This is a genomic window from Acinetobacter sp. ANC_7682 (assembly GCF_056779795.1).
The window spans coordinates 1-1,180 of sequence record NZ_JBWYIQ010000071.1; the positions used below are offsets into that span (position 1 = coordinate 1).

Below are 1,180 nucleotides of genomic sequence, written 5' to 3' on the forward strand. Positions count from 1 at the left end.
CTCTGTACACGACAAATTTCACAGAACCCTTATCCTATCAGGATTCTGCTTTCTTAAAATTGCCAAAATTTCCTTAAACTCTTCTTTTTTCCCAAAACCAATTAAACGCTGAATCGCCATTTGAACATAGTCTAAACCATAGCGAAATAAACTCATTGAGAGTCGTCCATGCTTCTTTATTTTTATCGCTTTTTTTTGATTATGTTGCCATTCACCCGTTAAGTAACACCAACAGAAGCTTATAGCTAACACCGCAATCAATTTTTTCACTCGTCTAGGGTCTGTCAAGCGCGTATTTTCAAGATTAAACCCGCGTCCTTTGAGACAACTGAATAAGGTTTCAATTTCCCAGCGTAATGCATAATCCTGAATAGCATTGGCATTAAACTGAGGAGAAACGACGAGTAAAAGCTCTCCATTTTCTAACTGTAGTGCACTTATATATAGTTTCACCCGACCAACCAAAATCCGTCGTTTACGACATTCAATTTGACCAACTTTAAGATGGCGAAATAAATCACTAATTTTATGATTCTTTCCTAAATGATTGGTGACAATGAAGTTTTTTTAACACGAATGCAGAAGTTGATGTCTTGTTCAATTAACCATGTAAACCACTGCTCACCGATAAACTCTCTGTCTGCGAACACATTCACAATACGGTCTTTACCAAAAATGGCTATAAAGCGTTGAATCAAAGCAATACGCTCTTTCGTATCTGAATTTCCACGTTTATTAAGCAATGTCCAAAGGATAGGTATCGCTATTCCACGATAAACGATTGCGAGCATCAGGATATTAATATTTCGTTTTCCCCATTTCCAATTGGTTCTATCTAAAGTCAGTTGCACTTGGTCGAATGAAAACATATTGAAAATCAACTGAGAAATTTGACGATAATCAAAATACTGACCTGCAAAGAAGCGCTGCATACGTCGATAAAATGATTGTGGTAAACACTTGATGGGCAAGGCTTTAGATGCAGAAGAAAGATTACATGTTTGCTTTAAAATAATCACAAGCATGATGAGCGCAAAGCACTTTAAATGTGACTTGTTCCATTTTAGAGATTTGTTTAAGATAAGATATAACTCATTGAGATGTGTCATAGTATTCGTCGTTAGAAAACAATTATTGTGACATTATTTCAATGAGTTATCTATTTTTGTCGTGTACAGAG

General features: G+C 35.8%; 1 protein-coding gene. It reads right to left on the bottom strand.

The features are described 5' to 3' along the window. Positions 1-18: 18 nt before the first annotated feature. Positions 19-1,109, bottom strand: a protein-coding gene (locus tag AC1M9D_RS13995; protein WP_085940648.1) for an IS4-like element ISAba1 family transposase whose coding sequence is annotated in 2 segments (ribosomal slippage) — positions 19-569 and positions 569-1,109 — 1,092 coding nt in all. Because the reading frame shifts where the segments join, the coding sequence is not laid out codon by codon here. Between the last annotated feature and the right edge of the window lie 71 nt (positions 1,110-1,180).